Genomic DNA, 21,288 nt, shown 5'->3' with positions numbered 1-21,288 from the left:
GGCTCTACTCCAGGTGCCGCGTCCTGGCGAGCGTCCGCTCGATGCCGTGCCGCACGAAGGCGCGGGCGCGCGCTCCCCGCCGTACGCGCCGCGGGAAACCGATCGGGGTCGGGTCCCCGTAGCGGCGGTCGTGGATGTCACGGACGACATCCTCGGGAGCGCCGAGGGCCGCCAGGTCCGTCAGCGCCTCACGCTTGGAGATCAGCCGCCCGTCGCGCAGGGTGGCGTCGGCGCGGGCCAGGACCAGGAGACCGAGGTCGACCCAAGGGTCCTTGAGCCAGCGCCAGTATCTGCGGGTGGCCGGAAGCCAGTAGCTCTCCAGGTCGTACCGGACGAACCGCTGCAACTCGCCGGGCGCGAGCGGCGGCAGCAGCCCGGACGGGGCGGGGCCGTGGAGCGCGAGGCCGCCGGTGAGAAGTTCCTGGCGGGTCACCGGTGTCACCGGACGGGCGTAGAGCGTGCGGTGCGCCCAGGTGACATGGTCGGCCCCGACCTCGCCCAGCTCCGCGACCACCATGTACGAGCAGTGCAGCTTGGCGGCGGCCGGCTCCTCGGCCAGCAGTCTTCGATGGATGCGCGCCAGCGCTTTCTTCTCGTCCGCGGTCAGCGGTTCCTCGACCACCGCGAGGAGATCCAGGTCGCTGCGGCCCGGCTGGAAGTCGCCCAGCGCGAGCGAACCGTGCGCCCACACCGCCACCGTGGGCACCGCCTGCTGTATCTCGGAGACGAAGCGCTTGAGCAGGAGATCGGTCTCGTTCGTCGTCATGGGCCGGAAACCTCCTCGTGGGAGCCCGCCCGGTCATCGTTCGCCGTCGCGCGGGAAGCGGATCGGGTACGAGACCGTGGGCTTCGGCTGCTTCTTCGGCTCCTCCCAACCCGGGAAGCGCACGGGGTAGACCGAGGTGGGCGTGGGGTGAGGGGAGCGCTGGGGGGACCGGTTCGCGTCGCGCTCGGACTGCGACGTCCGCGTGGGGTCCCCCGAGTTCGGACCGGAGGTCCCCGAGTGCGAACCGGAGGTCCCCGAGCGCGAACCGGCCGCGTCGGAAGGGGGCTGCATGGAGTTCCCACCGATCACGACCAGCGCGGCTATGCCGACGAACACGGCCACCTCACGGCGGGCCCCGGCGGCCCATCGGGCGTGCGCCCTGACCTCCGTACCGTCCCTGCGCCAGTACCTGTCGATCCACACCACGGCTCCCCCTCCCTCACCACTCATGCTGGCACGGCCCACTGACAACCGGTCGGCCGTCGGAAAATGACTGCCCTGTTCCCCATGTGCTCGGGGAGGATCGCGCCATGCACGTCTTCCTGGAAACCGGCCGGCTCGCGCTGCGCCCCTTCACCACGGCCGACGCCGACCATCTCCTCGCCCTGGACAACGACCCCGACGTCATGCGCTTCATCAACGGCGGCAAGGCGACGAGCCGCGAGTCGATCCTCACGCGCACCCTGCCGCGCCTCCTTCACACGTATCCGTGCTTCGGCACCCGCGGCTACTGGGCCGCGGAGGAGAGGAGCACCGGCACCTTCCTGGGCTGGTTCGAACTCCGGCCCCTGGACGAAGACAGCGCCACCGTGGTGGAGCTCGGTTACCGGCTGAACAAGGCGGCCTGGGGCGCGGGGTACGCCACGGAAGGTTCCAGGGCGCTGGTCGACAAGGCGTTCTCCGACCTCGGCGTGGAACGGGTCACCGCGAACACCATGGCGGTGAACGTACGGTCCCGGCGGGTGATGGAGAAGGCGGGCCTCTCCTTCCTGCGGCACTTCACCGGTGACTGGCCGGACCGGATCGCGGGCTCCGAGCACGGCGAGGTGGAGTACGTCCTCGACCGGGCGGAGTGGGAGCGGCGCAGGTAGCGGTCAGGTCACGGGACGAAGACGCAGAACTCGGCCCCTCCGGGTCGGCCAGCACATGCCACTTGATGTCGTGGTCGAGCGGGCCGGGGCCGCGTTGTGGTCTGCCATGAGCGCCATGCGACAGCGCCCGCCACGGCGGCACCAGTACTCAACCGACTCCGCGCTTCGCCCGCGTCCACCGCAGCACCTTCCCCGCGGGCCACGTCGTGACCACCCGCTCGGCGGGCACCTCGCACTCCTCCGCGCGGGCGCAGCCGATCACCTGCCAGTCCAGCTGGCCGGGGGCGTGGGCGTCGGTGTCCACCGAGAAGAGGGTCCCGGCCGCGACGGCGCGGCGGAGCAGGCGGCGTGGCGGATCGAGGCGTTCAGGGCGGCTGTTGATCTCGACGGCGGTGCCCGCGGCGGCGCACGCCTCGAAGACGGCGTCGGCGTCGAACTGCGACTCGGGCCTGCCGCGCCCCGTCACCAGGCGGCCGGTGCAGTGGCCGAGGATGTCGGCGCGCGGGTTGCGGACCGCCGCGATCATGCGCCGGGTCATCGCGTCGGCGTCCATCCGCAGTTTGGAGTGGACGGAGACGACCACGACGTCGAGCTGGTCGAGCAGTTCGGGCTCCTGGTCGAGCGAGCCGTCGTCGAGGATGTCGCACTCGATGCCGGTGAGCAGCCGGAACGGCGCCCAGCGTTCATTGAGGCCGGCCACCACCGCCAGTTGCTCGCGGAGCCGTTCTGGAGACAGGCCGCGGGCCACGGTCAGGCGCGGGGAGTGGTCGGTCAGAACGGCCCACTCGTGCCCGATCTCCCGGGCGGCCCGCCCCATCTCCTCGATCGGGCTGCCGCCGTCCGACCAGTCGGAGTGCAGGTGGCAGTCGCCGCGGAGCAGCGCCCGCAGCGTGCTGCCCGCCCCGTCCGCCACCAGGGGTGTCGTGCGCGCCTCCTCCTCCAGGCGGGTCAGATACGCGGGGACGTCTCCGGCGTACGCCTCCCGGATCACCGCGGCGGTCTTGGGGCCGATCCCCTTCAGCGCCTCCAGCGAGCCGGTGCGCATCCGCTCGGTGAACTGGGACTCCGGCAGGCCGGTGATCACCTCGGCGGCCGTGCGGAAGGCGCGGACCCGGTAGGTCGGGGCGCGGTCGCGCTCCAGCAGGAACGCGATCCGCTCGAGCGCCCGCACCGCGTCGCGCGCCGGATCTCTGTTCGCCTTGGACACCGCCATCAAGCCGCTCCCGTTCGACTGGTCAGTCCCTCCTCAGGATGAGCGGCGGAGCCGCGTTCGGCACGCGGGAGGGCCTGTCCCGCACGGGTCACAGCCGACCGCTCTACGGCGTATAGACCGCGTCGCTGCCGTAGAGCTCCCGCGTGAACGCCGACACGTCCGCGCTGCGGTTCGCGCCGTCGAGGTTGTAGGTCAGGTAGACGCCGTACCCCTCGCTGACGGTGCGGCGCGCGAGGGACGCCGCCGTGCTCTGCGCGGTCCGGCCGATCTCCACCGCCGCGGGTGACAGCTTCGACTTGGGCAGACCGAGGTTCGGGACCTGCCAGCTGCCGTAGTACGGGTTCCAGGCGTAAGTGAACGCGGACGAGACGTTCACGCCGCCGTAGGAGAGCCGGGTCGCCGCCGGGCCGATGTTGTAGAGGCTGATGATCTTGCCCGGCAGGTTCGCGCGCAGCGCCGACACCAGGTACACGAACGAGCTCGCGTTGGGCTGGCCGGTGCCGTTGTTGCCGTACTCGGCGTACTCGTCGTCGAAGTCGATGCCGTCGAGGCCGTACTTGGTCACGGTGTCCGACAGCTGCTTCGCGAACGCCGAGGCCGCCGCCTGCGAGGGGAAGTTGGCGAAGCCCGCGCCCTGGTGGTTGCCGAGCACCGACAGGACGACCTTGATGCCCTTCTGCTGCAGGGGCCGGATCTCCGTGGCGGCGTTGTCGAGGACGCGCTGCACGTTCTCGTTGAAGTGCAGGTAGGCGGCCTTGGTGCCGGTGTCGTAGTTGATGTTCGCGGCGAAGATCACGGCAACGTCGAAAACGTTGTCACCGCCGCTGGCGAGGGTGTATTTCCCGACGTTGCGCATGCTGTTGTTGTTCACTTCGACGTAGGCCACCGAGGTCGGCCCCTGTTTGGCGACAGCGGCGACGGGGGTCGCGGGGGCGGGATCATGGAACGCCGCCGCGCCAGCCGTAAAGCTGAAGCTTAGGGTGAGAGTTACGGCGGCCGAGAAGGCGAGCGCGGCGCTCCGCGCTCTGCTCCGTATCCGGGTGAACATGGCTGATCGGTCTCCCATCGCCCGACCGGCGCCCGACGGATGCGCGAGCACCGAATGAGCCCTCGATCTTCCCGCCCCCACGCCCGGCCCCCCAGCACCGCGCGCCAACTCTTCACGATCCCCCCGCACATCCCCGAAACAGCCGCGCCGCAGGATGGCCGGATCACGCTCCGAAGGGGTCCTCGACCACCGGAACGCACGGGGAGAGCAGCGCCTCGGTGTGCCGGGTGACCGCGCCCCGCACGAGCCTGAGCACCCGCATTTCGTTCTCGTGGCCCGGATCCTCGTCGTCGCGGATGTGGAGGAGTCCGTAGGAGCCTGGGGCCACCTCCGCCACATGCTCGAACAGGCCGACGATGTCCGGCGACGAGCGGTGGTTGGAGTGTCCGCCCACGTGGAGGAAGGGCTCGCCGTTCATCCAGCGCAGGTCGAGGAGGTAGGGGCTGTCGAGCCGGTCGATGCGGAGCCGGAGGGCGTCGACGATCCGCCGCAGACCGGCTTCGTCGTCGTCCGCTGTCGCGCTCTCCCTGACCGTGATCCAGCCGTGGTACTCGAACACGCCGGGATTCTACGCATCAGCCCCGTGCGCCCCGCGGGAGGCGACCGCGTGGACCACCGCCGCCACGCTCGCCCGGTCCGTGGGTCTCGTGTCGAAGGAGTTGTGGATGGAGAAGCCCTCCACGAGGGCGTCGAGCGCGCGTGCCGTGAGGGGGTCGAAGTGGCGGGCCAGGGAGTCGCGGCTGGCCTGCATCCAGGAGCGGGTCACCGCGCGGAGTTCGGGGTGGCGGGTGGCGAAGGCGTAGAGCTCATAGCTGAGCAGCAGGTTGCGGTCGGTGCCCCAGACCTTGCCGCAGATGATCTCCACGACGGCGGCCTCGGCCTCCTCGGGCGTGCGCGCGGCCTTCAGCAGCGCCCCGTAGCGCACGGAGACGGACTCGGCGAGCCGCGTGAACGCCTCGGTGAGCAGGTGCTGCATGTCGTCGAAGTAGTAGGTGAGCGAGCCGAGCGGGACGCCCGCCGCCTCCGCGATCTTGCGGAAGGTCACCTTGATGGCGCCGTGCTCGGCCACGACGTCCAGGGCGGCGTCGAGGATGCGGTCGCGCCGCCGCGGGTCGTTGGGGCCGCGATTGCTGCCGGTCATCTCTTCGCTCCGCTTTCTCTCCCAGCCGCCGGCGGTGTCTTCTCTCTCCGCCGCCGACTGTGTACGTTTGTACATACTCAGGTGCCGACCCTGTCGCCCCGCATTCTTCCGGATCCCAGTGGAGCCTCCCCGTGATCGACCGCGCCCTGCGCAGACGCCGCCAGGCCCTGTTCCTCTTCTTCTTCCTCCCGGGCATCTCGATGTCGTCCTGGGTCACCCGCACCCCGGACGTGCGCGATCAACTGGGCGTCTCCACCGGCCAGATGGGGCTCGTCCTGTTCGGGCTCTCCGTCGGCTCCATGGCGGGCATCCTCTGCTCGGGGCGTCTCGTGTCGCGGTTCGGCACCCGGCCCGTGATCGCGCTCGGCACCAGCCTCATCATCGTGAGCATGGCCGTCGTCGGAACGGGCAGCGCGGTGTCCTCCGCGCCGATGGTCGCGGCCGGGCTGTGCCTGTTCGGCGCGGGGATGGGGTCGGGCGAGGTGGCGGTCAACGTGGACGGCGCCGACGTCGAACGCCTCACCGACAGCGCCGTCCTGCCCACCCTGCACGGCTGCTTCAGCCTCGGCACCGTCCTCGGCGGCCTCACCGGCATGGCGGCCACCGCGGGCAACTTCCCGGTCGCCTGGCACCTCGCGGCGATCGCCGCCGTCTCCGCGGCCATCCTCGCCTACGCCCTGCGCTCCGTCCCCAAGGGCATCGGCATCAGCGACACGCCCGGCACGACCACAGCCTCCGCGGCGACAGGGACGGCGCAGAACGGGCAACCCGTGTGGAAGGACCGCAGGCTGCTGCTGATCGGCGGCATCGTCCTGGCCATGGCCCTCGCCGAGGGCGCCGCCAACGACTGGCTCCCGCTCCTCATGGTGGACGGCCACGGCGTGGACGCGGCCCTCGGCTCCCTCGTCTACGTCGGGTTCGCCGCCGCGATGACGCTGGGCCGCTTCAGCGGCACGTTCTTCCTCAACCGGTTCGGACGGGTCGCCGTCGTGCGGGCCAGCGCCGTCTCCGGGTCGATCGGGCTCGTCCTGGTCATCTTCTCCGACAGCGCCGTCGTCGCGGCCGCCGCCGTCGTGTTCTGGGGGCTCGGCGCGGCGCTCGGCTTCCCCGTCGCCCTGTCGGCGGCGGGCGACTCGGGCCCCGACCAGACGGCCCGCGTCAGCCTGGTCGCCACCATCGGCTACGTGGCCTTCCTCGTGGGCCCGCCCGCCCTCGGCTTCCTCGGCGACCACTACGGCTTGCGCTCCGCGATGCTGGTGGTGCTGGTGTTCGTCGTCGCGGCCATCGCCCTCGCCTCCGCCGCCGACACCCGCGCCTCCTCGGTGGCCCGCGGCACCGGGTCCGACGGCGCCGCACCCGACGCCTCGCAGGCCGAAGACACGGACGCGGATGCCGAGAGCCCGGCGGCGAAGTGAGCGCCGGCCCCTCGCCCGCCCCACCCGGCCACCGCTACGGAAGCCGCGTCACGCCTCGCCGTTGAGCATGGCGGCGGTCAGGACGTCGCCCGCGACGCCCCAGCCGCCGTCCGGGACCTCGTCGACCAGGACGACGGTGGTGGGGCGGGCGCGCTCGCCGTAGATCTCGGCGTACAGATCGGTGGTGCGCTCGACGATCTTCTTCTTGTCGTCGACGGTGAGGGTGCCGGCGGGAACCTTGAACTGAGCGAAGGGCATGGATGTTCTCCTCGGGTGTGCGGGGGTGAGTACGGATGCGTGGTCGGTCGTGCGGTCCTCAGACCAGGCCGCCGTTCGCCCGCAGGATCTGGCCGTTGACCCAGCGCCCCGCCGGGCCGGTGAGGAAGGCGACGACCTGCGCGATGTCCTCGGGGGTGCCGAGCCGCTCCAGCGGCGGGACCTTCGCGAGCCGGTCGACCTCCTCGGGCGTCTTGCCCTCCAGGAACAGGTCCGTCGCGGTGGGACCGGGAGCGACGGTGTTCACGGTGATGTCCCGGCCGCGCAGCTCACGGGCGAGGATCAGCGTGAGCGCCTCCGTGGCCGCCTTGCTCGCGGCGTACGCGCCGTAAGCGGGGAACTGGGTGCCGACCACCGAGGTGGAGAAGCCCACGAAGGACCCGCCCGCGCGCAGCCGCCGCGCGGCCTGCTGGGCGACGACGAAGGCGCCCCGGATGTTGGTGCGGTGCATGGCGTCGAGCTGCGCCAAATCCAGTTCGGCGACGGTCGACAGGGACATCCGTCCGGCGCAGTTCACCACCGCGTCGACGCCGCCGAACTCCCGCTCCGCCCGGTCGAACAGCGCGGCGACCGCGTCCTCGTCCGCCACGTCCGCCTGTACGGCGACGGCCCGCCCGCCCTTGTCGGTGATCGCCGCGACCGTCTCGTCGGCCGCCGCCGCGTCGCGGGCGTAGTTCACGATCACGGCGAAGTCCTGCCGGGCCAGTTCGAGGGAGACGGCCCGGCCGATGCCGCGTGATCCGCCGGTGACGACGGCGACGCGCACCGACGCCGAGGGCGCTGTGCTGGTGAGGTCAGGGTTCGTAGTCATGTCCTCCACGATGCGCGGCGCCGCCGACGGGAACCAGGGGATGTCATCCCCTGGGTGAGCGCCCCGGCCCGGCGCACAATGGCGGGCATGGGTTCTGTGAGACACACCGAGCTGGGAGCGTTCCTGCGCTCGCGGCGTGAACGCATCCGCCCGGCCGACGTGGGCCTCCCCCACGGGCCGCGCCGCCGCGTGCCGGGCCTGCGCCGCGACGAGGTCGCCCAGCTCGCCGGCGCCTCGGTCGACTACTACAACGAACTCGAACGCGGCGCCGGGTCCCAGCCGTCCGAGCAGATGCTCGCCGCGCTCGCCAGGGCGCTGCGCCTGACCGCCGACGAGCGGGACCACCTCTTCCACCTGGCCGACCGTCCGGTGCCCGCGCACGGCGGAGCGGCCTCGCACGTCCATCCCGGGATGCTAGACCTGCTGTCCCGGCTGACCTCGACCCCGGCCCAGGTGATCACGGACCTGCACGTCACCCTCGTACAGAATCCGCTGGCCGTGGCGCTGCTCGGGGACCAGTCCGGGTTCCGGGGCGCCCGGGCGAGTTTCGTGCACCGGTGGTTCACCGAGCCCGCGGCGCGGGAGCTGTATCCGGAGGCCGATCACGCGCGGCAGTCGAGGGCGTTCGTCGCCGATCTGCGGGCCGCCGCCGCGCGGCGGGACGCGAAGGACACGGAGGCCAGTTCGATGATCGCGGCGCTGCGCGAGGCGTCCGCCGAGTTCGCGGAGGTGTGGGCCGTCCACGACGTGGCCGTCCGCCGCGACGACCGCAAGCGCCTCATCCACCCGGACCTCGGCCTCCTTGAGGTCAACTGCCTCAACCTGTTCAGCGAGGACGGACGGCAGCGGCTGCTCTGGTTCACCCCGGCTGTCGGTACGGACAGCGCTGACCTTCTCGATCTGCTGGCCGTCGTCGGTACGCAGCAGGTCTCCGGCCCGGCGCGCTGACGGGCGGCGCGCCACCGGCGGGCCCGCGATGTGGGGGCGCGGGCCCGCGAGGTCTCAGCGCGCCTGCCGCAGCATCTCGGACAGCGCGCGACGGGTGGCGCACTGGCGCCAGTTGGCCACGCAGCGGTGGCAGCTCGTCGCATGGTCGAGCAGCGCGCGATACGCCACGTCGACATGCGTGTAGGGCGCTGTCACGCCCCTCATTGGTCCAGGATCCACACTCTCGGCCACAGCGACTCCATCCGGTCGGCCGTACCCCGGGCCCTTCGTGCGGTGCCGGGGGTTCGTCTGTCCTTCCGGTCACATGGCAGGGGCAGATGCGGGTCCGCGACACGTGCAGAGCGCAAGCGTCCCGGTGAACGCCTTGTCGGGGGTCGGCTCCGGGGATCAGCTCTTCGCCGCGTATCAGGTGGACCCGTCCTGACCGGGTACGACGGCCCGCATGGAGGCGGGCCCGGCGCCGTGCGCGTCGTACAGCGTGCGCAGCGCCGCCGCCAACTGGCGCGCCGTGTCGTCGTCGAGCGGGGCGAGGAACGCCGCTTCGGCCTCGGTGCGGGCGCGGTCGGCGTCATGGAGGCAGGTGGCGCCGGCCTCGGTGAGCGTGACGACGTTGCGCCGGCGGTCCCGGGCGCTGCGGTGGCGCTCGACGAGGCCCTTGCTCTCCAGCGCGTCGATGACGGCGACCATCGTGGTGCGGTCCATGCCGATGGCCGAGGCCAGCTCGTTCTGCGAGCGCTCCGCGCCGTCCGCCGCGATGACGGAGAGCACGCCGAGCTCCTTGGGATGCACGTCGTACGGGGCCAGCGCCTCGCCCAGCAGATCGGCCAGGCGCAGATACGCGTGCTTCATCAGGTAGCCGAGCCGTTCGGTGAGCAGGCCGGCCAGACCGGCGTCGTCCGTCATGCCTGATAGCGTATCCTGTATCTGATAATCAGCACTACTGACGATTCCCCACACGAACGAAGCGCGGACATGTGGGGCCCACCCGACGTGGGACCCACCCGACCCTGGGTACCCGGACATTTCGCCCGGACATCGACGTCCCGGCAGGCATCCCGCGTCACCGGCAGGCACCGCAATCAAGCGGCGCATCGCACCACCCAAAAGCTCTCAAGCTCTCAGCAAGCCCTCAGCAAGGAAGCGACGTCCTCGACATGAGCGACTCCATATCCACCGGCGCCACGCGGACGGCGCCGGGCTCGCACTCCCCCGGCGCGGCGGAGGCACCCGACCCCCGGCGCTGGTGGGGCCTGGTCGTCATCGCCCTGGCCCAGCTCATGGTCGTGCTCGACGCGACCATCGTGAACATCGCGCTGCCGTCCGCCCAGACCGATCTGGGCATGTCGGACGCCAACCGCCAGTGGGTCATCACCGCCTACACCCTGGCCTTCGGCGGCCTGCTGCTGCTCGGCGGCCGCGTCGCCGACCTCGTCGGCCGCAAGCGCACCTTCATGATCGGCCTGGTCGGCTTCGCCCTCGCCTCCGCGGTCGGCGGCGCGGCCACCGGCTCCGGCATGCTGTTCGCCGCCCGCGCGGCGCAGGGTGTCTTCGGCGCGGTCCTCGCGCCGTCGGCGCTGTCCCTGATGACGACGACGTTCACCGACCCGCGCGAACGCGGCAAGGCGTTCGGCATCTACGGGGCGCTCGCCGGCGCGGGCGGCGCCGTCGGTCTGCTGCTCGGCGGCATCCTGACCTCGTACCTGAACTGGCGCTGGTGCCTCTACGTCAACATCCCGATCGCGATCGTCGCCGTCATCGGCGCGAAGATCCTGCTGCACGACCGCCCCGGCCACAAGGACGTCAGGCTCGACGTCCCCGGCGTCATCCTGGGCTGCGGCGGCCTCGTCGCCATCGTGTACGGCTTCTCCGAGGCCGAGCCGCGCGGCTGGGGCGACGCGATGGTCGTCTCACTGCTCATCGGCGGTGTGGTGGCGCTGATCGCGTTCGTCCTGTGGCAGGCGCGCGCGAAGTCGCCGCTGCTGCCGCTGCACATCCTGCGGGACCGCAACCGCGCGGGCTGCTTCCTGACGATGGGCCTCGCCACGATCGGCATGTTCGGCCTGTTCCTGTTCATGACCTACTACCTGCAGGGCATCCTCGGCTACTCCCCCGTCAAGACGGGCCTCGCCTTCCTGCCGATGTCGGTCGCGATCATCCTCGGCTCGACGCAGATCTCCGCCCGGCTGCTGCCCCGCGTCCAGGCCCGCGCCCTGATGGTGCCCGGCATGCTGCTCGCCGCGGGCGGCCTGGCGATCCTGACCCAGCTCGACGTCGACTCGGCGTACGCGACGCACGTCCTGCCCGCCGAGCTCATCATGGGCCTCGGCATGGGTCTGACGTTCATGCCGGTCTTCTCCACGGCCACGCACGGTGTGCGACCGCAGGACGCCGGTGTCACCTCGGCCATGGTGAACACCTCGCAGCAGGTCGGCGGCTCGCTGGGCACGGCCCTCCTGAACACCATCGCCACGTCGGCGACGTCCACGTACATCGCGAGCCACCTCACCGACCCGTCGAAGAAGGCGCAGGTCGTCGCCTCCGGCGTGGTCCACGGCTACACCCACGCGATCGGCTACGCGGTCATCGCCATGCTCCTCGCGGGCTGCGCGGCGGCCCTCCTGGTCAACGCGAAGCCGGTACGCCACGGCGCCCACTGACCCCTGAACCGACCGCCCGAAGGGCCCGCGGAACCGAGGGGTTCCGTGGGCCCTTCGCGTACGCACGGCATTACGGCCGTTCCGGCGTCAGTCGCAGCTCGTAGCGGCTGACCCACGTCTCCACAGCGGGTCCGCCCAGTCCAAGGTGACGGTGCCGGCCGCCTCACCGGCGAGGTCGATCAGCCAGGTCTCGCCGCGCGCGATGGCATCCGTGACCCAGCCGGGGTCGAAGCGCCGGGGCCACTGGGACACCCCGCGCGCGGCGAGCCACTGCGCGGCCTCGTCCAGGACGCTCACGACCTCGGCGGTGTCCGAGCCCCGGGCGCGTCTGAAGGTGATGTCGTCGCCGCTCCACACAACAGTCATGGCGGGAATGGTCGCAGGCCGAGCCGAGGCAACCGCGTCACCCCGTTTTCGATAATGGAAATCATTGTCGTAAGCTGCGTGCACGACCGCGTACCGCTCGATCATGAGGAGCCGTCATGCCCCGCCCCGCCAAGTCCGCGCTCGCGCGCAAGAACCGGCCCAATCCGCTCGACGCGGCCGGGATCACGCGTATCGACTACAAGGACACCGACCTGCTGCGGAAGTTCATCTCCGACCGCGGCAAGATCCGGAGCCGGCGGGTGACGCGGGTCAGTCGGCAGCAGCAGCGGCAGCTCGCCGCGGCCGTCAAGAACGCGCGCGAGATGGCGCTGCTCCCCTACCCCGGCCGCTGAGCCGGTCACAGGACAAGACACACACCTACGGAAGGAACTTCATGGCCGTTCCCAAACGCAAGATGTCCCGCAGCAACACCCGGCACCGCCGGGCCCAGTGGCGGGCGGACACCCCCGCGCTCGTCCCCTTCACCCTCGACGGGCACACGTATCTCGTGCCCCAGCACCTGCGGAAGGCTTACGAGCGCGGGCTGCTCCGTCCGTGAGCGCCGTCGTTCGCAGGCGTTGTCCGCGGGCTTTCCCGGAATTGTCCGCGCTCTGTAACAGAGGCATCCCCCGACCTGCGCGTCTCGTCCTCCCATGTGGTCACAGGGTGACCGGGGAACGGCGAGAGACAGCGTGACAAAGGGGCGGGCATGGCGCAGCACGGCGGCGGGCGGGGCTGGAACAGCAAGATGATCGGCGCGGCACTCGGAGTGACGTTGCTCGCGACCGGCGCCTCCGTGTGGACCGCGCAGGCCGGTTCCGTCGACGGCCCGCCGCCGAAGGCGAGCGCCCCGGCCGCGCGGGACGCCGTCAAGCCGGTCGCGGTGAGCATCGTGCACGCCTCCGACAAGGGCGAGCGCGGCATCAATCTCACCATCGACGACGGCCCCGACCCGACGTGGACGCCGCAAGTCCTCGACATCCTGCGGCAGTTCGAGGTGAAGGCGACCTTCTGCATGGTGGGGACGCAGGCGCAGGCCCACCCCGACCTGGTGAAGCGGGTCGTCGCGGAGGGGCACCGGCTGTGCGACCACACGGTGGCGCACGACACCGCCATGGACAAGGCGTCCGAGTCCTACCAGTCCCAGCAGATCCTCGACGCCGAGCGCATGATCACGAAGGCGTCCGGCGGCGTCCGGCCGATGTACTACCGGGCGCCGGGCGGCGCCTTCACCCCGTACAGCCGCAAGCTGGCCGCTGCGCACGGGATGCGTCCGCTGGGCTGGAACGTGGACACCAAGGACTTCGAGCGCCCGGGCACGGAGGCCATCGTCATCACGGCGAAGGAGGAGCTGTCCAACGGACCGACGCTCCTCTTCCACGACGCGGGCGGCGACCGCACCCAGACCGTGGAAGCCCTGCGCCGCCTCCTCCCGGAGCTCAAGGAGCAGGGCTACACGTTCGGGTTCCCGGTCCGCTGACCCGGCCGGCCGGTCGGCCGGCCGGCCGGGCCCGTCCCGGTCAGTCCCCCAACCGCGCCCGCAGCCCCGGCTGCAACCGCTCCCCGTGCGCCGCGACCATGTCGTCGCAGAGCTGCCAGATGCGCTCCACGGGGAGGGCCGCCGCGGTGGCCGGGTCGGTCATGGCCGCGTGCCGGATGTGGCGGGGGTCGTCCTCCAGAGCGGCGCGGACCACGAGGTCGTTGGCGCTCAGATAGGTGCGGTTGAGCGCGGCGAGTTGCGGCGGCAGCGCGCCCACCCGCGTGGGCTGGAGGCCCGTCGCGTCCACCAGGCAGGGAACCTCGACGACCCCGTGCGCGGGGAGGTTCTCGATCAGGCCCTGGTTGGGCACGTTGCCGTACACGGTGCGCGGGGTGCCGGTCACGACGGAGTGGATGATCTGCGGGGCGTACTCCATCGTGCCCTCGACCGTGAGCGGCTCGCCCGCGCCCAGCGCCTCGCGCGTGCGCTCGTACTCGGCGACATTGTCGTCCACGATGCCGAGATAGGCCCCGATCGGCAGCCGCAGGCGCTCGACCTCGCGGTCGTGGTGCAGATACCAGGGCACGTACTCGCTGGAGTGCTCACTCGTCTCGGTCGGGTAGTAGCCCAGGCGGCGATACATGTCGACACGTACCCGGCGCCGCAACTGCGCGTCGGAGGCGATCAGTTCGTCGAGCTTCTCGTACAGGTTCCGGCCCTCGTGCTCGAAGCGGAGCACCCACGCCTGGTGGTTGACGCCCGCCGCCCGGTAGGTGATCTCCTCGTAGGGGACCTTCACGAGCTGGGCGAGGTCCTGCATCGTCCAGTAGACGGAGTGGCACAGGCCGACGACCTTCGTCAGGCCCGTCGCCGCCGTCAGGTACTGGACGTTCATCGCCATCGGGTTGGTGTAGTTCAGCAGCCACGCGTCGGGGCACACCTCGGCGATGTCCGCGCCCAGCTCCTTGAGGAACGGGAACGTGCGCAGCGCGCGGAAGATGCCGCCGACGCCCAGCGTGTCGCCGATCGTCTGGCGCAGCCCGTACCGGGCCGGGACCTCGAAGTCGGTGCGGGTGGCCTCGCCCATGCCGATCTGCACGATGTTGATGACGAAGTCGGCGCCGGTCAGGGCCGCACGGCGGTCCGCGTGCGCGGTGATCGTGGCGTGCGCCGCGCCCCGCTCCTTGGCGATGTACTCGGCGGCCACGCGCGCGGTGGTCAGGCGCTCGGGGTCGATGTCGTGCAGGGCGATGTGCGCGCCGGTCAGCTCGGGCAGGGCGAACAGGTCGGCGAGCAGGCCCTGGGTGAAGACGACGCTGCCGGCGCCGACGAAGGCGATCCTGGGGTGGTTCATGAGGTGGGTGCTCCGGTGCGGGTGAGGTGGGAGAGGACTTCGTCGCGGGTCGGCTGGGCCGGGGTGCCGCCGTGGGCCCGGGTCGACAGCGCCCCGCACGCGGCGGCGAACCGCAGGGCTTCGAGCAGGGGCAGGCCGTCGAGGGTGGCGGCGACGAACCCGGCGTCGAAGCTGTCGCCCGCGCCGACCGTGTCCTTGGGTTCCACGGGCAGCGCGGGGGCGGTCAGCAACTGCCGCCCGTCGTGGCACAGGGCGCCGTCCGCGCCGTTCTTCACGACCGTCAACGGGCCGCGCGCGGCCAGCAGTTCGGCCGCTTCCTCCGGCGTACGGGCCCGGGGTCCGGCCAGCCGTCGGGCCTCGGCGGCGTTCGGCAGCAGGATGTCGGTCTCGGCGAGGACCGCGCCGAGGCCGGTCCAGGCGCCCGAGGGGTCGTCCTGGGTGTCCAGGGACGTGGTCGCGCCGTGCGAGCGCGCGGCCCGGAAAAGGTCCGGCAGGTCGGCGGCGAGGCGTGGCTGGAGGAAGTAAGAGGCGCTGTGGACGTGCCGGGCGGCGGCCAGCAGCCCGGCGGGGACGTCCGCGCCGCTGGTCGCGGTGAGGGTGCCGGGCGAGGTGAGGATGGCGCGGTCCTCGTACTGGGTGAGGACGACGGTCATCGGGGTCGGCAGGGCCGGGTCCACGTGCAGGGCGCGGGTGTCGACGCCGTGCCCGGCGAGGGTGTCACGGACGTAGCGTCCGGCGTCGTCGTCCCCGACACGGCCCGCGAACGCGACGTCCAGGCCGAGCCGCGCGGCGCCGCACGCCATGATCGCGGCGGAGCCGCCGAGCGTCAGGGAGCCGGTGTCCACGAGTTGTTCGCGCTGGTCGAAGGCGAGCGGTTCGGTCAGGGGGCCGACGATCACGTCGGGGTTGGCGTCGCCGATGACGAGCAGGTCGTATCGGTGCGGCATCACATGTCCTTGCGGTCGGTTTCGGAGGTGTGTCCACAGGTGCGGGCGGTCAGCCCTTGAGGCCGCTCGACGTGAGGGAGCGGATGAACGTCTTCTGCGCGAAGAGGAACGCGAGCAGCACCGGAAGGACGGTGATCACATTGCCCGCCATCACCGCGGACCACCGGGTGTGGTGCGTGCCCTGGAAGGTGGTGAGGCCCAGCTGGAGCGTGTACTGGGTGTCGTGGTTGATGGCGATGAGGGGCCAGGACAGGTCGTTCCACGTCGTCAGGAAGGTGAGGACGGCGACGGTGGCGAGCGCGGGGCGGGCCAGCGGCAGCACGATCGACCACAGGACCCGCAGGCGCGCGCAGCCGTCGATCCACGCGGCCTCCTCCAGCTCGCGCGGGAGGGAGAGGAAGAACTGGCGCAGCAGGAACACCGCGAACGGGGTGACGAGCGAGGGCACGATGAGGGCGCCGAGCGTGTCGATGAGGCCGAGCTTCTTCATGACCAGGAAGGTCGGGACCATCGTGAGCTGGAACGGCACGGCCATGGTCGCCAGCATCAGCATCATCAGGAGGCGCGACCCGGCGAACCGCATCCGGGCGAAGGCGTAGCCGCCGAGGGCGCCGAGGACGAGGTTGGAGGCGACCGCGACCGCCGAGACGATCACCGAGTTGAGCAGCCAGCGCGGGAACATGCCGTTGCTGAGGACGTAGCGGTAGCCGCTGAGGTCGATGCCGTCGGGGAGCAGCGCGGTCGGGAACCGGTTGAACTGGGCGTCGCTCATCACGGAGCTGAGGAGCAGCCAGAGCAGCGGCAGCGCGAAGAGCACGGCGAGCGGGGCGAGCAGCAGGTGCCAGGGGCTGAAGGGCAGGCGGCGGCGCGGGCGCGCGGTCTCCACCGGTTCGGCGACCGGCCGCCGGCCGGTGTGGCGGGGCAGGTGGGTCGTCGTGGTCATGAGGCGGCTGCTTCCTTGCGGGAGTGGCGCTCGCGGCCGGCGCGGACGAGGCGCGGCACCACGGCCGGCACGAGCAGCGCCAGGGCAAGGACGTACGCCGCGGCGGCCCCGTATCCGGCGGTGAAGTTCTTGAACGCCTGCTCCCAGATGAAGTAGACGATGACCGTGGTGGAGCCGAGCGGGCCGCCCTTGGTGGTGACGTAGACGAGGTCGAAGACCTGGAGGGCCTGGATCGTCTGCCACAGGAGCAGGAACACGGTGACGGGGGTGACGACCGGCAGGGTGACGTGGCGCAGCACGTGCCGGTGTTCGGCGCCGTCGAGCCGGGCCGCCTCGATCAGTTCCTTGGGTACGTCCTGGAGCGCGGCCAGGTAGATGACGGTGCAGAGTCCGGTGCCGCTCCACAGGCTGATGACGATCAGCACGTACAGCGCCTGCGAGGGGTCGGTGAGAAAGCCTTGCGGGGAGATGCCGAGGCGGTGGAGCACGGAGTTGGCGGCGCCGAACTCGGGGTCGAGCACGAAGGAGAACAGCACGCCCTGCGCGGTCGCGGAGACGACGAAGGGGACGAAGAAGAGGGTCCGGTAGAAGCCCACGAAACGGATGCTGCGGTTGAGGGCCAGGGCGAGCGCGAGGCCCGCGACGATGGACAGCGGCACGTAGAGGAGCGTGTAGAGCAGGGTGTTGCGCACGGCCTCGTGGAAGTGCGGGTCCTGCACGAGCGCGTCGTAGTTGTCCAGGCCGACCCACCGGCTGGGGGTGACGAGGTCGTCGGCGCGGAAGGAGAGCAGCAGCGACCACAGGACGGGGACGACGCTGAGGCCGATGATGACCAGGACGGACGGGGAGACGAACGCCCAGGCCGTGGCGGACTCACGACGGCGCCGCCTGCGCAGGGCGCGCGGCTGCGACCGGGTGGGTGACAGCGTCACGGGGGTGGGAAGTCGGGGCATGTCAGGTCCTCAACGCGGGATGAGCAGGGTGGCGTTGGCGTCGTCGGCGCAGGCGCGGATGGCCGCCCGCGGGCTGGAGCGGCCCAGGAGCACGGAGACGGTGGCCTCGCCGAGCGCCTGGGAGATGCTGGGGTAGGCGGGGTGCACGGGGCGGACGCGGGCCGAGGGCAGCGCGTCGGTCCACACCTCCAGGCCGTGTGTCCGCTTCGTGTGTTCGCGCCAGACATGTGTGTCCTCGCTGCCCCGGCTCAGCGGGAGGCTGCCCGCCCGCGCGTCCCAGCGGCTGTCCTGGGCGGGGTCGATGAGCCAGCTGACGAAGGTGCGGGCGGCGCGGGTGCGGGCCTCGCCGTTGTCGAAGACCGTCCAGGTGTCGGGTCCTGAGATGGTCACGGCCTTGCCGTCGAAGGTGGGCAGCGGCACCACGTGGTAGTCGACCTTCGCCTGCTGGATGTCGGGCAGTTGCCAGGGCCCGGTCGGCACCATGGCCATCCGCCCGGCCAGGAACACCTTGTACATCTGGTCGCTGCCGGGCTTGGGGTCGATGTAGACGCTCTTGTCGCGCACCAGTCTCCGGACGACCTCCAGGGCGCGTACGCCTTCGTCCGCGAAGCCGATGTGTTTGCCGTCCTCGGCGATGACGTCGCCGCCGAGCCCCCAGATCATGGGCCACAGGCGCCATACGGTGTCCTCGTCGCCGGTGCCGGGCCATCCCGTGCCGAACCGGCCCCGGCCCGCGTCGGTCAGGCGGCGGCACAGGTCGGTGAAGTCGTCCCAGGTCCAGCCGGGTTCGGGCAGGTCGATCCCGGCGTCGGCGAACATCTTCTTGTTGCAGACCATGGCGAGGCAGTCGACGACCGCGGGCAGGGCGCGGACGCGGTCGTTGATGGTGACGGCCTGCCGGGCGGAGGGCCAGTAACTGTTCCAGGGGGTTTTCCGGCTCTGCACGTACGACGTCAGGTCGACGGCCCGGGGGCTGCGGGCGACGCTCGCCAGGTCCGAGCCGAAGATGAACGCCACGTCCGGATAGGCGCCCGAGGCGAGCGCGGCGGTGACCTTCTGCAGCATGGTGTCGGCCAGGACTCCCCCGCCCAGGTCGACACGTATCTTCGGGTGTGCGCGGTGGAACTCGGCGACGAGGCTCTTGATCACCTTCAGGGCGGTGTCCGTCTGCCCGTGCCACACCTGGATGGTGACCGTGCCGTCGGCCGCCACCCCGTCGGCCGCGCCGCCGCCGCAGCCGGTGACGGTCGCGCCCGCTACCGCCGCGAGCGCCACGGCGGACCCGGTGCGCAGGACGGTGCGGCGTGCCGGGGCCCCGGGCGCACCGGATGTTGCAGTCATCACTACCTCCCTGGAGGAACGGCCGAGCGGAACGCGTCAGCAGGTCTTGCGCAGGTATCCGCTGCTGCCCGCGGGCGACACGTCGAGGTCGCGGCGGACGACGCTCAGCTTGGAGCCCCACTTCGCGCAGGCGTTGTCCATGCCCTTGGCGGTGTACTCGACGACGATGACGTTGTTGCCGTACTCGGCGGTGAAGTCGCCGCACTCGTCGTAGTAGCCGCACTCCTCGACGACGGCGAAGTCGAGGCCGGTCTCCTTGCCCGCGTCGGCCAGTTCGCCCGTGTTCTTCTGGGCGACGGCCAGGCCCTTGCCGTGGGCGTGGGCGGCGAGGAGGGAGATGTAGGCCTTGGCCTGGGCGCCCGTCAGGTAGGCGGGGAAGCGGGTGAAGGTGTCGTAGTTGTCGGGCTCGACGGCCTTGTAGCCCTTGCCCGCGCAGCCGTCGATCCAGGTGTTGACCTTGGCGGCGATGCGCTTGCGTTTGTCGGCGGTGCGGATGTCGAGGACGGCCTCGCCCCAGGAGTCGTCGTAGACGATGTCGCCGTTGCCGTCGCGCAGGAGCAGGTCGGCGTCCCAGGAGGACTCGGCGCCGGGCTGGGCCTGGAAGGCGTTGACGTAGCAGATGTTGTAGAGACCGGCCGCCGGGGCGGCGCTCCGGTCCCGGCTGACGACCTTCACCCCGGCCGGCGGGGTGTACGCGCCGCCGATCTGGTAGTCGAAACCGGCGTGGGCGGGCGGGAGGGTCACCGCGGACGCGGCGGCGGAGGCCGGGGTGGGGAGGACGGCCAGACCGGCCGCCGCTGCGGCCGTGGCGGCGGCGGTCACGGTCATGCATCTGCGCACTACGTGCTTGAGGCTCATTCGCAGAGCTCCAGAGGTGGAGGGTACGTCCCCGCCTCGGGCGCGCACGTCCCTGGCGACTCAGTCCGGGCTCGTGGCGACGGCCACATACCGGCTAGGCGTACCTCTGCGCCGACTGCTCGGCATCGGCATGCCAGGGAGTAAATCGAGCCGCAGGAGTCGTGTCAATAGTTCGAACATGATCGGAGTGAGAGCTTTTCGAGCAGAAACACGCATGGGGTGCCGGTGTCAGGGGAGGCTGGGGACACCCGTGCCGACCGCTTCCGCCTCGTCCACGATGTGTGCGAGCAGCCCGTAGTAACGACCCGGGCGCTTCTCGAAGTCCGCGCGTGCGGACAGGCCCGCCTGCCGACGGGCGTCGGGTGCGCGCAGCAGGTCCACGGACGTCTGCGCGAAACGGGCGGGCAGTCCGTCGCGTTCGGCACGGGCCACGAGGCGCCGCAGATGGTCGACGGCGTCGCGGGCGGTCTCGCGCCGGTCCCGGCCGGCGCGCAGCATGGTGCGGTACGTCGACGCGGGTTCGGCCCGCTGGAGGGCCCGTTCGAGCTCGGCGGCGAGCGACGCTCCGGCGCGGGCGGTCCTGCGGGCCTCGTCGCCCGCGTCCAGGAGGACTTGGAGCGCGGCGAGCAGGGCCACGTTCCGCTCCGTGCCGGAATCGCCTTCGAGGCGCATGGGCAGAGCGGCCTCGATGGCGTCGGCGCGGCTGCGGGTGGCGGCGTGGAGCTGTTCAGCGGCACACGTGCTCACACCCATGTGTCGCAGCCCGGACACACCGGCGTCGAGCACATCGCGCGCGGTGCGCACCCCGGCCGCCTCCAGGACCCGTAGCGCATCCTGGTCCGCGGTCGCGCCCTCGGACAGTTCGGCGACGGGGACACGGCTCAACTCCGCCCCGGTCCGCTCGTGACGCAGCGCGTCCCAGCCCGCGCGCACGGCGTCGCACGCCTGCGCGTGGTCGTGGGCCACTTGGTCGGCGACCGTATACAACTTCCGGGCGCGGGCGACAGCCTTCGGGCGTACGCCGCTCAGTCGCGCCGCGGCGCGCACGTTCCCCCCGACGAGGCCGACGGCGACCAGCGCGACGCCGGCCAGCAGGAACATGTCGGACGCGGCGAAGGGTTCGAAGTCGTCGTCCGCCGGCTCGAGATGGCCTTGGCGGGAGCCTTCGGTGTACATGAACCCGGTGTCCCAGCCGTAGTCCGTACCCAGGATGGAGTGCGACGGCTTGAGCGTGGAGCCTCGGGCGGCCTCGCACTGATAGGCGCCCTCCATCCGACGGCCCCCGTCGTGGTACGGGTCCGTCCAGCGCACCGTGCAGCGCCCGTCGGCCTTCTCGCTGAGCACGGTGAGTTCGACCTGCTCGACATCGGGATACGACCAGTAGAGATACGCCGCCCACCCGAACAGCAACACGCCGAGCGTCAACACCCAGCGGAACAACGGCTTGTGCCCCATCGCCACTCCCCCCTCACTTCGGCCGATGCCCGGCCGACCCCAGGTCCATGATCTACCTGCTCGATACACCCACTCAAGCCCTTGACGACATGCGGCCACCTCCCCCGGCCTCCACTTACTGACGACACGACCCCCGGAGCCGGAGGCGGTCCGTTCAGGTTCTGAAAATAAGTCGTTCCCGGGGTATTGCCGAACAGTTGCCTTCACCCTTAAATCAAACCTCGA

Annotated in this window: 25 protein-coding genes; 7 read left to right on the top strand and 18 right to left on the bottom strand. The window is 71.3% G+C overall.

Going from position 1 to position 21,288, the window contains the following annotated elements; genetic code table 11:
* Nucleotides 1-4 precede the first annotated feature (4 nt).
* Together N5I75_RS35390 and N5I75_RS35385 are read right to left on the bottom strand one after the other, a co-directional pair.
* Entirely contained in the window at nucleotides 5-766 is a 762-nt protein-coding gene (locus N5I75_RS35390) for a nucleotidyltransferase domain-containing protein (protein ID WP_476684252.1), read from the bottom strand.
* A gap of 33 nt (nucleotides 767-799) precedes the next feature.
* A complete protein-coding gene (locus tag N5I75_RS35385; protein ID WP_476684251.1) occupies nucleotides 800-1,192 on the bottom strand; it encodes a hypothetical protein in 393 nt (130 codons plus the stop codon).
* A gap of 104 nt (nucleotides 1,193-1,296) precedes the next feature.
* On the opposite strand from N5I75_RS35385, the gene N5I75_RS35380 reads away from it, so the two are divergent.
* Nucleotides 1,297-1,857 carry a GNAT family N-acetyltransferase gene (locus N5I75_RS35380; protein WP_476684250.1) on the top strand — a complete coding sequence of 187 codons (561 nt, stop codon included), beginning with the start codon at nucleotides 1,297-1,299 and terminating at the stop codon, nucleotides 1,855-1,857.
* Nucleotides 1,858-2,005: 148 nt separating this feature from the next.
* Here N5I75_RS35380 and N5I75_RS35375 read toward each other — a convergent pair whose 3' ends face one another.
* The 4 genes from N5I75_RS35375 to N5I75_RS35360 form a co-directional block, all read right to left on the bottom strand.
* A complete protein-coding gene (locus N5I75_RS35375; protein WP_476684249.1) occupies nucleotides 2,006-3,070 on the bottom strand; it encodes a PHP domain-containing protein in 1,065 nt (354 codons plus the stop codon).
* Nucleotides 3,071-3,173: 103 nt separating this feature from the next.
* A complete protein-coding gene (locus tag N5I75_RS35370; RefSeq protein ID WP_476684248.1) occupies nucleotides 3,174-4,118 on the bottom strand; it encodes an endo-beta-N-acetylglucosaminidase H in 945 nt (314 codons plus the stop codon).
* 163 nt (nucleotides 4,119-4,281) lie between these two features.
* Complete coding sequence (locus tag N5I75_RS35365; protein WP_476684247.1) at nucleotides 4,282-4,677, bottom strand: Imm7 family immunity protein; 396 nt, start codon at nucleotides 4,675-4,677, stop codon at nucleotides 4,282-4,284.
* Between the two features lie 9 nt (nucleotides 4,678-4,686).
* Nucleotides 4,687-5,259: a TetR/AcrR family transcriptional regulator gene (locus tag N5I75_RS35360; protein WP_476684246.1), complete on the bottom strand. Its 573-nt coding sequence runs from the start codon at nucleotides 5,257-5,259 to the stop codon at nucleotides 4,687-4,689.
* Between the two features lie 131 nt (nucleotides 5,260-5,390).
* Here N5I75_RS35360 and N5I75_RS35355 point away from each other — a divergent pair, with 131 nt between their 5' ends.
* On the top strand, nucleotides 5,391-6,674 hold the full coding sequence (locus N5I75_RS35355) for an MFS transporter (protein WP_476684245.1): 1,284 nt from the start codon (nucleotides 5,391-5,393) through the stop codon (nucleotides 6,672-6,674).
* Between the two features lie 48 nt (nucleotides 6,675-6,722).
* Here the strand turns inward: N5I75_RS35355 and N5I75_RS35350 are convergent, their stop codons facing one another.
* Nucleotides 6,723-6,932, bottom strand: a complete 210-nt coding sequence (locus N5I75_RS35350; protein WP_476684244.1) for a 4-oxalocrotonate tautomerase family protein — start codon at nucleotides 6,930-6,932, stop codon at nucleotides 6,723-6,725.
* 58 nt (nucleotides 6,933-6,990) lie between these two features.
* Nucleotides 6,991-7,761, bottom strand: a complete 771-nt coding sequence (locus N5I75_RS35345; RefSeq protein ID WP_476684243.1) for an SDR family oxidoreductase — start codon at nucleotides 7,759-7,761, stop codon at nucleotides 6,991-6,993.
* Nucleotides 7,762-7,839: 78 nt separating this feature from the next.
* Between N5I75_RS35345 and N5I75_RS35340 the strand changes: the two genes are divergently transcribed.
* Nucleotides 7,840-8,709, top strand: coding sequence for a helix-turn-helix transcriptional regulator (locus tag N5I75_RS35340; protein WP_476684895.1), 870 nt, complete (start codon nucleotides 7,840-7,842; stop codon nucleotides 8,707-8,709).
* Between the two features lie 54 nt (nucleotides 8,710-8,763).
* Here the strand turns inward: N5I75_RS35340 and N5I75_RS35335 are convergent, their stop codons facing one another.
* Together N5I75_RS35335 and N5I75_RS35330 are read right to left on the bottom strand one after the other, a co-directional pair.
* Nucleotides 8,764-8,913 carry a hypothetical protein gene (locus tag N5I75_RS35335; RefSeq protein WP_476684242.1) on the bottom strand — a complete coding sequence of 50 codons (150 nt, stop codon included), beginning with the start codon at nucleotides 8,911-8,913 and terminating at the stop codon, nucleotides 8,764-8,766.
* Nucleotides 8,914-9,114: 201 nt separating this feature from the next.
* Nucleotides 9,115-9,612 carry a MarR family winged helix-turn-helix transcriptional regulator gene (locus tag N5I75_RS35330; protein ID WP_476684241.1) on the bottom strand — a complete coding sequence of 166 codons (498 nt, stop codon included), beginning with the start codon at nucleotides 9,610-9,612 and terminating at the stop codon, nucleotides 9,115-9,117.
* A 251-nt stretch (nucleotides 9,613-9,863) separates the two neighbouring features.
* Here N5I75_RS35330 and N5I75_RS35325 point away from each other — a divergent pair, with 251 nt between their 5' ends.
* Nucleotides 9,864-11,366, top strand: coding sequence for an MFS transporter (locus N5I75_RS35325; RefSeq protein WP_476684240.1), 1,503 nt, complete (start codon nucleotides 9,864-9,866; stop codon nucleotides 11,364-11,366).
* A gap of 87 nt (nucleotides 11,367-11,453) precedes the next feature.
* On the opposite strand, the gene N5I75_RS35320 is transcribed toward N5I75_RS35325, so the two are convergent.
* A complete protein-coding gene (locus N5I75_RS35320; RefSeq protein ID WP_476684239.1) occupies nucleotides 11,454-11,732 on the bottom strand; it encodes a hypothetical protein in 279 nt (92 codons plus the stop codon).
* A 116-nt stretch (nucleotides 11,733-11,848) separates the two neighbouring features.
* Here N5I75_RS35320 and rpsR point away from each other — a divergent pair, with 116 nt between their 5' ends.
* From rpsR to N5I75_RS35305, 3 genes are all read left to right on the top strand, one after another.
* Entirely contained in the window at nucleotides 11,849-12,085 is a 237-nt protein-coding gene (rpsR, locus tag N5I75_RS35315) for a 30S ribosomal protein S18 (RefSeq protein WP_476684238.1), read from the top strand.
* Between the two features lie 41 nt (nucleotides 12,086-12,126).
* Nucleotides 12,127-12,291, top strand: coding sequence for a 50S ribosomal protein L32 (gene rpmF / locus N5I75_RS35310; RefSeq protein WP_476684237.1), 165 nt, complete (start codon nucleotides 12,127-12,129; stop codon nucleotides 12,289-12,291).
* A 150-nt stretch (nucleotides 12,292-12,441) separates the two neighbouring features.
* On the top strand, nucleotides 12,442-13,212 hold the full coding sequence (locus tag N5I75_RS35305) for a polysaccharide deacetylase family protein (protein WP_476684236.1): 771 nt from the start codon (nucleotides 12,442-12,444) through the stop codon (nucleotides 13,210-13,212).
* A 40-nt stretch (nucleotides 13,213-13,252) separates the two neighbouring features.
* On the opposite strand, the gene melA is transcribed toward N5I75_RS35305, so the two are convergent.
* The 7 genes from melA to N5I75_RS35270 all read right to left on the bottom strand — a co-directional run bounded on the left by melA (nucleotide 13,253) and on the right by N5I75_RS35270 (nucleotide 21,063).
* Entirely contained in the window at nucleotides 13,253-14,566 is a 1,314-nt protein-coding gene (gene melA / locus N5I75_RS35300) for an alpha-galactosidase (protein WP_476684235.1), read from the bottom strand.
* Entirely contained in the window at nucleotides 14,563-15,513 is a 951-nt protein-coding gene (locus tag N5I75_RS35295) for a carbohydrate kinase family protein (protein WP_476684234.1), read from the bottom strand. The genes melA and N5I75_RS35295 overlap by 4 nt, the downstream gene beginning before the upstream one ends.
* A 49-nt stretch (nucleotides 15,514-15,562) precedes the next feature.
* Complete coding sequence (locus N5I75_RS35290; protein ID WP_476684233.1) at nucleotides 15,563-16,456, bottom strand: carbohydrate ABC transporter permease; 894 nt, start codon at nucleotides 16,454-16,456, stop codon at nucleotides 15,563-15,565.
* A complete protein-coding gene (locus tag N5I75_RS35285) occupies nucleotides 16,453-17,409 on the bottom strand; it encodes a carbohydrate ABC transporter permease (protein WP_476684232.1) in 957 nt (318 codons plus the stop codon). Before N5I75_RS35285 ends, N5I75_RS35290 begins: the two co-directional genes overlap by 4 nt.
* A 9-nt stretch (nucleotides 17,410-17,418) precedes the next feature.
* A complete protein-coding gene (locus tag N5I75_RS35280; protein WP_476684231.1) occupies nucleotides 17,419-18,750 on the bottom strand; it encodes an ABC transporter substrate-binding protein in 1,332 nt (443 codons plus the stop codon).
* A 36-nt stretch (nucleotides 18,751-18,786) separates the two neighbouring features.
* Complete coding sequence (locus N5I75_RS35275; protein WP_476684230.1) at nucleotides 18,787-19,578, bottom strand: endo alpha-1,4 polygalactosaminidase; 792 nt, start codon at nucleotides 19,576-19,578, stop codon at nucleotides 18,787-18,789.
* Between the two features lie 258 nt (nucleotides 19,579-19,836).
* A complete protein-coding gene (locus N5I75_RS35270) occupies nucleotides 19,837-21,063 on the bottom strand; it encodes a hypothetical protein (protein ID WP_476684229.1) in 1,227 nt (408 codons plus the stop codon).
* Nucleotides 21,064-21,288 lie beyond the last annotated feature (225 nt).

It is taken from the genome of Streptomyces sp. R818 (assembly GCF_056172735.1).
The sequence above is the reverse complement of the archived record's forward strand: the minus strand, read 5'-3'. Positions and strand labels throughout refer to the sequence as shown.